The following is a 570-nucleotide window of genomic DNA, read 5'->3' as shown; positions in this document are numbered from 1 at the left end:
GAAAGCACCGGTTTGGTGCTGCTTGACAGAACCCCTAGCGAGACGGAGCGAGCGACGATCCGTCAGTGGGTGGGGCAGCTATGATCCGACTGATCCGAGATCTGTTTGACACCCCTGGCGCCGAGCCTGACGCCGAGGGCTGGGCCACGCGGTTTTGCGCGCATCAAGGGCTGGCCGCGCTGGTGATGCTGGTTTTACTGGTGGGCGCGGCTCCGATGGTCGCGCTGGCGATGTCCCTGATCGGTTACGCGATCTGGGAAGCCGCTCAGTGGTGGCCGCGTCGTTCTCGACTTCTGTGGTGGGACTGCGCGCTGGATTGGACGGCGTGGGCGCTCACGTCGTGGGCGGTGGCATGGTTAATGCAGGGCGATACGGTTGTCGCTGCGGCCTGCGCAGTATCGTCTCTGATAGTGCTGGCGGTTGGTATCTACAGGCGCTCCTGACCGATCCATGGCAGATGGTGCTGGTCTAGATATGCGCGGGCCGCATGTCTCTGCAACTGATGTGAAAAATAGCCGCTATTCCGCAATATTTCTTGTAACACATTGATTTTACACAAAAGCAAAAGGC

1 protein-coding gene is annotated in these 570 nt (G+C 59.8%); it reads left to right on the top strand.

Annotated elements, in window-relative coordinates; genetic code table 11:
- Positions 1–80 precede the first annotated feature (80 nt).
- A complete protein-coding gene (locus RMT89_RS40725; protein WP_315888793.1) occupies positions 81–443 on the top strand; it encodes a hypothetical protein in 363 nt (120 codons plus the stop codon).
- The last annotated feature ends 127 nt before the right edge of the window (positions 444–570 follow it).

Source organism: Streptomyces sp. P17 (genome assembly GCF_032436805.1).
GTDB lineage: Bacteria > Actinomycetota > Actinomycetes > Streptomycetales > Streptomycetaceae > Streptomyces.
The sequence above is the reverse complement of the archived record's forward strand: the minus strand, read 5'-3'. Positions and strand labels throughout refer to the sequence as shown.